We start from the raw sequence: 7,658 nt of genomic DNA on the forward strand, positions 1-7,658 counted from the left end.
TTTTTATCGAGGTTTTGCTCCAATCTGCCTGCTCATACTTAGGAGAATCCCTGAAAAGATGGATAGAACGTTCTAAATCGTGGATAGAATCCCTAAAAGGATGGATAGGACGTCAAAAGTCGTGGATAGGACGTTCTTAATCGTGGATAAGCGCATCATCGCTCCTTTAACCGTTCTAAAGCCGATTGAAAAGCCTGGCTCTCCCCTATTTCGCGGAAATTTTTAAATGGGTTGCTCCCTTTTTTCATACGCTCCAGTACAGCTGGAATAGTAAAGAGGTCTGGAGTTAAATGCTCATTAACCTCCTCCCAGTATAATGGCGTTGCCACTAAGCCCTTCTCATTGCCACGAGTTGAATATGGCGCAATAATCGTCTTGCCTTCTGCATGCTGCACATAATCTAAATATAATTTTTGATGTCTATTCTTCTTTAAACGTTCGATTGTATACAATTCTGGTTTTTGCTCACATAAAAAACGACAGATAAATTCCGTAAATACGCGCACTTCTTCGTAAGTAAAGGCATTTTCAGGTAACGGTATATATAGCTGTAATCCTTTGCCTCCTGATGTTTTCACAAAAGATTGGAGCTTAAAATAATCGAACATTTCCTTTAAATCTAGTGCCCCAGTAACGGCAAGCGAAAATTGATCGACAGAAGGAGGATCTAAATCAAAGACAATTTCAGTAGGATGCTCTGTTTGTAAAGTTTGAAATGGAATATGTAGCTCAAGTGCAAGCTGATTGCCTAGCCACAATAGTGTTTCAAGATTGTTGCAGACAAGATAATGAATATCGTCCATCCATCCTGTTAAAGCAAATGCAGGTATTTTCTCGGGACTACTTTTTTGATAAAAGCTTTCCCCATGCACCCCATGAGGAAATCGAATTAACGTAAGTGGTCGATCTCGTAAAAAAGGTAGCAAATACGGAGAAATCATTTGCAAATAATGCAAATAACCATCCTTCGTAATACCGACTTCAGGCCAAACAGGCTTATCAGGATGCGTAATCTGAACAGTATCTGGAATAGGAAAGAGTTGACGCTGCATATGCTGCCAATGACAATCCTCTGGCAACATCTCCAGTCGAAATGCATGAAAACGCGGTTCTCGACATTTGCTGCCATCGAAATCAATACATGCGACATCAAGACAAATGGAAGGCTCTAACACCCATGTTTCATTTTTCCTTTGCCCATTTGCTTGAAAAAAAGCAATAAGTGTTTTACGTTCTTCCTCTGACATTCCATGTTTAAAACTAACAACTTCAACTAGCTTCTCCTGTTGATATATACTGCCATGAAAATAACCATTGCCATGATCATATTTCGTAACGATGACCGTTACATATCTCCAATTTTTTATTTTTAACCAATGTGTCGAGCGTGTATCTCCAATCCATTTACTCGTTTTCCTCTTCGCTATCATGCCCTCTCCGTTGTAAACCTTAATAGCTTGCCAAAGAGGTTCACTATGTTCCACACTGCTAATCGCTTGTAAAGGACATTGATCCTCATAATTGACAGTCACTGGGAGCTTTAAAATCGTAAAAAGCTTAGAAAGTTGCTGTTTGCGTGTTTTCAAATACTTACTTGCCAAGAACTCCCCTTTATAGGTTAATAAATCAAAAGCAATATAATGACAAGGAAAAGCTTTTGCATGCGTAGCAATAACATCTTTGTTTTGCATCCTCCCTCTTTGTTGAACAAGCGAAAATTCACTGTTAAAGTTATTCGTTAAACAAACTAATTCACCATCAAATGTAAGTGGTAAATACTTTTTAACTTTATTAAATATACTTTTACAAAAATCGAGGATCTCCGGAAACAAATGATTTAAGTTATTGCCATTTCTACTTATTAGCATTGGCTGTTCGTCCCACACTAACATACATCTAAATCCATCATATTTTGTTTCGTACATCCATTCTTCACCAATAGGCGTTTCAAGCACTTCCGTTAAAAGCATTGGTTTCATATGAATACCTACTTTTCTTTTTACCTTCAGTTTTTGACGATTTCACTTTAAGATACATAAAAATAAGCAAAATATATCATAGTAAGAAAAACGAGGTGATACAAATGCATACAGTTTGGAAAGGCAGTATTTCATTTGGTCTTGTCAATATACCAGTAAAACTTCATGCCGCTACTGAAAATAAGGACATTAAATTACGACAGCTCCATAAAGAATGTCATACCCCTATTAGCTATAAAAAAGTTTGTGAAGGCTGTAACCAAGAAGTAAAAGATGAGGATATTGTAAAGGCGTATGAATATGCCAAAAATAAGTTTGTCGTATTAGATCAAGAAGAATTAGAGAGCTTGCGGAAGGAGAATGAAGATAAGGCCGTTGAAATCATTGATTTTGTGAAATTAACTGAAATCGACCCTATTTATTTTGAACGCACTTATTTTTTATCCCCTGATACGACTGGCGGAAAGGCTTACTCCCTACTACGTCAAACATTAGAGCAATCCGGAAAAATAGGCGTTGCTAAAATCATTATCCGTTCAAAAGAGCAATTAGCGATCGTCCGTGTTTATCAAAACGCTTTAGTAATGGAAACAATTCATTACCCAGATGAAGTAAGAAGTGTTGGTGATGTTCCAAATGTGCCAAGCGAACAAAATATTGTTCCAAAAGAGCTTGAAACCGCACTGATGCTCGTTGATCAATTAACAACCGAATTTAATCCTGAAAAATATACGGACGATTACCGCAATTCATTAATGGAGCTTATAGAGGAGAAAAAAGCTACGAGTACAATTTCAGCTAACGATAAACGCCCAGTGCCTGATAATGTCACGGACTTAATGACAGCGCTCCAAGCCTCCTTAGAGAAAACGAAAAAGCCCGCAACGAGAAAACGAGCAACGAAAACGAAGAAAAATGCTTAAAATACACATATAAGAAGCGTATCCTTCGTTATAGAATATAGGGTAAATAATATAATAAAATAAAATAAAACATTATATTTAAAGGTTTTATGTTTGATTATATATAATCAAACTTTATAATCAAACTTTATAATCAAACTTTTATTTGTATATAAAAATACATTCATTAAATCTTCATTGAGATAATGGATGTATTTTTTATTGTGGTTTTTTAATAAAGAATGATAATTTATAATTAAGTTCAATCATTTAAGTTTGATAATAAACCTGTATGGAATGCAGTTTTCTTATTCCACAATCGGGCCATTTAATTGAATAACACTTTTAAAATAAAAATGGGGTTTTATGTTAATGTTGATGAGTTTGTGAATCAATGTACTTAAGCTAACGGAGCAGTTTAGTTTAATAAGATTTGTTACACGGAAGGTTATTTTGTAGCTGGTAATCTAAGGGGGGATTATGTGTATCCAAAAGCAAAAACTTTAGGAATAATAATGAGAAATAATAAAATTCTTTTAGAAGAACAAGAGGGAAAGCATTCAAAGGGAACTGGTATATATTATCGACCAATTGGTGGGACAATTGAACTTGGTGAGAAGTCTAGTGATACTATTACGAGAGAATACATTGAAGAAATAGCAGTGGATATAGAGATTAAACGCTATATGGGCTGTTTAGAAAACATCTTTAGAATAGACGGAAATTTAGGTCACGAAATAATTCAGATTTATTTGGTGGAATTTATTGACCAAAATCTGTACCAAAAAGAAAATTTTAAAGTTGTAGAAGGAAAAAAAACTACATTCACAAAATGGATTTCCTTAGAAGAAATTATTGATGGTAAGAAGATACTTTTTCCCAACGGTCTAACTGAATTATTACAGAAAAATATTTAACTTTCTTATTCAACTAACCGGGTGCTTTACTTGAAGATCATTGAGCTTCGCAACAAACGAAAAAAAAGCCAGTCCTATTCGCTATAGGACTGGCTTTTGTGTTGTCTTGCTAAATTTCATAACGTTTCGCACTTAAAGTATATCATGATTTAATTTCTCAATCCAAAGTATTGAGTATTCTTTTATCATACTTGTTACGTAAAAAAAGAACCTCTAAGCATACAAGACTTGAATAATATTTTTGTATATGAAAGATTAGTTCTTTTGAAAAGTTTTTTTAATGTATCATCATATTGTGTAGTGTAGAATGAAAAGAAACCTTATCTAAGGAGAACAAAATGAAAATAGAACGTATGTTAACCATTATTGTGATGTTACTTAATAGAAATCGTGTAACAGCCCATGAATTGGCTCAAAAATTTGAAGTGTCGGTTCGGACTATTTACCGAGATATTGAAACAATCAATCTAGCTGGAATTCCCATCATTTCCCACTCTGGAAACAATGGTGGATTCAGCATTTATGAAAATTATAAATTAAATCATCAAGTACTGACTCTTAATAATCTGTCCTCCCTTCTTTCTGTTCTCAAAGATATTAATTCCACGGTTGACGACATTGAGCTAGAATCATCCATAGAAAAGTTAGAAAATATCATTCCTAAAAACAAGGCAGATGAACTAAAGCTGCATATGGAACAAATCATTATTGATTTACATCCTTTTGGAGAATCTCTAGAACAAAAGTCATTAGTTAAAACGCTAAGAAAATCTATTACACAGACTGATATACTGATGATTGACTACAGAAATTATAATAATATTGTCAGCAAAAGACGAGTTGAACCTATGTCACTCATATTTAAAAATTATACTTGGTACTTATTTGCTTATTGTCTTTCAAAAGAAGATTTCAGAATATTTAAAGTTTCCCGTATAAGTGATTGTTATATCGAAAATCAATCATTTGAACGTCGAGAAAAATCGTATCATGAGATTAGGACATTATTAAATGAGCAAACAATAATGACAACAATTGTCTTAAAGATTTCCTCTATAATGCAGTCTCGTGTGGAGGATATTTTTAATAAAGAAGATATTTCGGTGTTAGAAACAGGTGAACTTCTTGTTAAAGCTACACTCCCCGAAAAAGAATGGTTGTTCTCTCTCATATTTAGTTTTGGAGAGCATGTAGAGGTCTTAGCTCCAAAAGAAATGCGTGAAGCAATTGCTTCAAAACTCAGATTGATGGCTGAAAAATATCGTTAATTGCGTTTCTCAAAGTTGACAGACTGTTGTCAAATTACCGTGATAATATTGTTGTTGTAAGACACATTTATTTTAATTAGGAGGAACGTTAAATGACAAACAATTATGAATTTCCAACACCAACACTTATCTCAGTTAACGGTGTGAAACTAGAAGTTTTTGAAGCTGGACAAAAAAATTTGGGGCGACCTATCGTTCTCTGCCACGGATGGCCAGAACATGCCTATTCTTGGAGACATCAAGTGACTCCTCTTGTAGAAGCAGGTTATCACGTTATTATTCCCAATCAACGGGGATATGGAGAATCTTCTTGTCCCAAAGAAGTTACAAAATATGATATTAAACATTTAACCGGTGATCTTGTTGCTCTATTGGATCACTATCAGTACAAAGATGCCATTTTTATGGGGCATGATTGGGGTGCAAGTGTTGTTTGGAGCATGGCTTTGCTGCACCCAGAACGTGTTCGTAAAATGATTAACTTATGCTTGCCCTATCAAGTTCGTGGAGAGAAACCTTGGATTGATTTTATGGAAGAAGTTTTTGGAGACGATTACTATTTTGTTCACTTTAACAAACAACCAAGTGTTGCAGATGCTATACTAGATGAAAATTCATCACAATTTCTTAATAACTTATATCGAAAGAATGCTCCATCACAAGTTCCTGGTAAAGGAATGGAAATGATTAATCTAGCTAAAGCAACCAAGCCATTAGGTGAACCTGTTATGAGTGATGAAGATCTTTCTGTTTATATCTCAGGGTTCAATAAGACAGGTTTCACTCCAAGCATCAATTGGTACAGAAATCTAAATCGTAATTGGCATTTATTAGGTGACGTCTCTCCTATTATTCATCAGCCAACATTGATGGTATATGGCGAGAAAGATATTATTCCGCCACTTCAAAATATAAAAGATTTTGTACCTAATATAGACGTTAAGAGTTTGGACACTGGTCATTGGATTCAAGAAGAAAGACCTGAAGAGCTTAATCAAATGATTTTAAAATGGCTGATAAAATGAGTGAAGCCTTATTTTTTATTAATCAAACAGAATTTATTGATTGGTTAGATATTCATCACCAAACAGCTAGTGAGATTTGGGTAGTTTTTTCAAAAAAAAAGACCAATAAAGCTAGTCTTACTTGGTCAGAATCAGTAGATTGTGCACTGTCGTTTGGTTGGATTGATGGGATACGAAAAACAGTTGATGAAGATAGCTATAAAATCCGCTTTACTCCACGTAAGTCTAATAGCCTCTGGAGTAAAGTTAACGTGCAAAAGGTGCATAAATTAATAGAACTTAATCAAATGAAGCCTGAAGGATTGACTATTTTTAATCAAAGAAATGATCAAACAGGTTATTCTTCCGCTAATAGGAACGTTACTTTAATAAAAGAATATGAGGATGAAATTAAAAAAAATCAAAATTCTTGGAAATTCTTTAATCAGCTTCCGCCTTCTTACAAAAGAGATTCTATTTGGTGGGTAATGAGTGCCAAAAAAGAAGAAACTAGGCTAAGAAGATTGAATCGATTAATCGATTCATGGAAAGAGGGAGACATGTTAAGACCGTAGTTTTATCAATCAACAGCATTAATTTATATATACCTGGATTGTTTAGAGAGAAGAATATGTAGCTTTTGAATAAAGTTCGATTAAAAGTAAGTTGCAAACGCTGATTTTATACAGAAAGAAACCAACTGTTTTGAAACAAAGTTTGATCAAAACAGTTGGTTCTTTATTTATCTAGTTTGGTTTTTATAATAAAGATTGATTATTTCTGGTTGCGAATCTTCAATTAAAGCACCCTTTAGTTGAACAAAAAAAGGTTTTACTTTCTTTTTAAACACTCGTCTCGAAATGGCGAATCGGTTTTTAGCCTTTCGCCATTTTGCTCATATCCATATACAAAGCGTTCCACCGATGACCGTCTGGATCCGTAAAACCGCAGCCATACATCCAGCCACCCTTTTCACCAGGTTTGCTGAATACAGTGCCGCCGGCACGTTCGACTTTCAAGGCGAGCTCATCAACTTCATCCCTGGAGTTCGCCCCCAGAGAGAATAACACTTCAGTACCTTTCCACGAATCCGCAACCTCATTACCAGTAAAACCGCGAAACGCGGATTCTGGGAAGAGCATTAAAACTACCTGATTATCGCCGACTATCAAGCTGAATGAGCCGTCTTGACTCGCATACCGCTCATTCAACCGAAATCCGAGCTGCGTATAAAACGTCTTTGACCGTTCTGCTTCTCGCACTGGCAGGTTCAACCATAATTCTCTCGACATACTAATTACCTCCTGATATAGAGATGCAATGATTACTCACCCCTATATAAATTCAATATTAATTATAATCTTTCCCTCTTGTTAGGAAATAAAATCCTTCTTCAACTATCCTGCACCGTTAGTTCAAGAAGAAAAAAGAGCTGCATAAGCAACTCAATGATCTGCCCCCGTTAGTTGAATAAGAACAGAGACACTTATTCCACAATCGCGCCCGATCGTATTATAAGGTCAGCCAGAAAATATTTCTGGTTGACCATTTTTTATATCGATATATGATAACGGTAGCCGGGGTAGAA

The 7,658-nt window shown here is 35.1% G+C and carries 7 protein-coding genes; 5 read left to right on the plus strand and 2 right to left on the minus strand.

The window, feature by feature from the left end; genetic code table 11:
- Positions 1-155: 155 nt before the first annotated feature.
- Entirely contained in the window at positions 156-1,979 is a 1,824-nt protein-coding gene (locus ACQKMI_RS12535; RefSeq protein WP_427489302.1) for a DNA ligase D, read from the minus strand.
- Positions 1,980-2,083: 104 nt separating this feature from the next.
- Here ACQKMI_RS12535 and ACQKMI_RS12540 point away from each other — a divergent pair, with 104 nt between their 5' ends.
- The 5 genes from ACQKMI_RS12540 to ACQKMI_RS12560 all read left to right on the plus strand — a co-directional run bounded on the left by ACQKMI_RS12540 (position 2,084) and on the right by ACQKMI_RS12560 (position 6,645).
- Positions 2,084-2,902 (plus strand): Ku protein, encoded by an 819-nt coding sequence (locus tag ACQKMI_RS12540; protein ID WP_427489304.1) that lies wholly within the window; start codon positions 2,084-2,086, stop codon positions 2,900-2,902.
- Positions 2,903-3,363: 461 nt separating this feature from the next.
- Positions 3,364-3,798 carry an NUDIX hydrolase gene (locus tag ACQKMI_RS12545; RefSeq protein WP_427489306.1) on the plus strand — a complete coding sequence of 145 codons (435 nt, stop codon included), beginning with the start codon at positions 3,364-3,366 and terminating at the stop codon, positions 3,796-3,798.
- A 338-nt stretch (positions 3,799-4,136) separates the two neighbouring features.
- The gene (locus ACQKMI_RS12550) at positions 4,137-5,066 is read left to right on the plus strand and encodes a helix-turn-helix transcriptional regulator (protein WP_427489308.1); all 930 of its coding nucleotides are present in this window, start codon (positions 4,137-4,139) and stop codon (positions 5,064-5,066) included.
- 92 nt (positions 5,067-5,158) lie between these two features.
- Complete coding sequence (locus tag ACQKMI_RS12555) at positions 5,159-6,091, plus strand: alpha/beta fold hydrolase (protein ID WP_427489310.1); 933 nt, start codon at positions 5,159-5,161, stop codon at positions 6,089-6,091.
- On the plus strand, positions 6,076-6,645 hold the full coding sequence (locus ACQKMI_RS12560) for a YdeI/OmpD-associated family protein (protein WP_427489312.1): 570 nt from the start codon (positions 6,076-6,078) through the stop codon (positions 6,643-6,645). The genes ACQKMI_RS12555 and ACQKMI_RS12560 overlap by 16 nt, the downstream gene beginning before the upstream one ends.
- A 300-nt stretch (positions 6,646-6,945) precedes the next feature.
- Here the strand turns inward: ACQKMI_RS12560 and ACQKMI_RS12565 are convergent, their stop codons facing one another.
- Positions 6,946-7,362 (minus strand): VOC family protein, encoded by a 417-nt coding sequence (locus ACQKMI_RS12565; protein ID WP_427472107.1) that lies wholly within the window; start codon positions 7,360-7,362, stop codon positions 6,946-6,948.
- Between the last annotated feature and the right edge of the window lie 296 nt (positions 7,363-7,658).

The organism is Lysinibacillus sp. NPDC097214, from assembly GCF_050277945.1.
Taxonomy (GTDB): domain Bacteria; phylum Bacillota; class Bacilli; order Bacillales_A; family Planococcaceae; genus Lysinibacillus; species Lysinibacillus xylanilyticus_B.

What these genes read in the sequence shown, in the direction of transcription:
- ACQKMI_RS12535 (WP_427489302.1), bottom strand. Translation starts at nt 1,979, where the DNA reads ATGAAACCAATGCTTTTAACGGAAGTGCTTGAAACGCCTATTGGTGAA.
- ACQKMI_RS12540 (WP_427489304.1), top strand. Translation starts at nt 2,084, where the DNA reads ATGCATACAGTTTGGAAAGGCAGTATTTCATTTGGTCTTGTCAATATA.
- ACQKMI_RS12550 (WP_427489308.1), top strand. Translation starts at nt 4,137, where the DNA reads ATGAAAATAGAACGTATGTTAACCATTATTGTGATGTTACTTAATAGA.
- ACQKMI_RS12555 (WP_427489310.1), top strand. Translation starts at nt 5,159, where the DNA reads ATGACAAACAATTATGAATTTCCAACACCAACACTTATCTCAGTTAAC.
- ACQKMI_RS12560 (WP_427489312.1), top strand. Translation starts at nt 6,076, where the DNA reads ATGGCTGATAAAATGAGTGAAGCCTTATTTTTTATTAATCAAACAGAA.
- ACQKMI_RS12565 (WP_427472107.1), bottom strand. Translation starts at nt 7,362, where the DNA reads ATGTCGAGAGAATTATGGTTGAACCTGCCAGTGCGAGAAGCAGAACGG.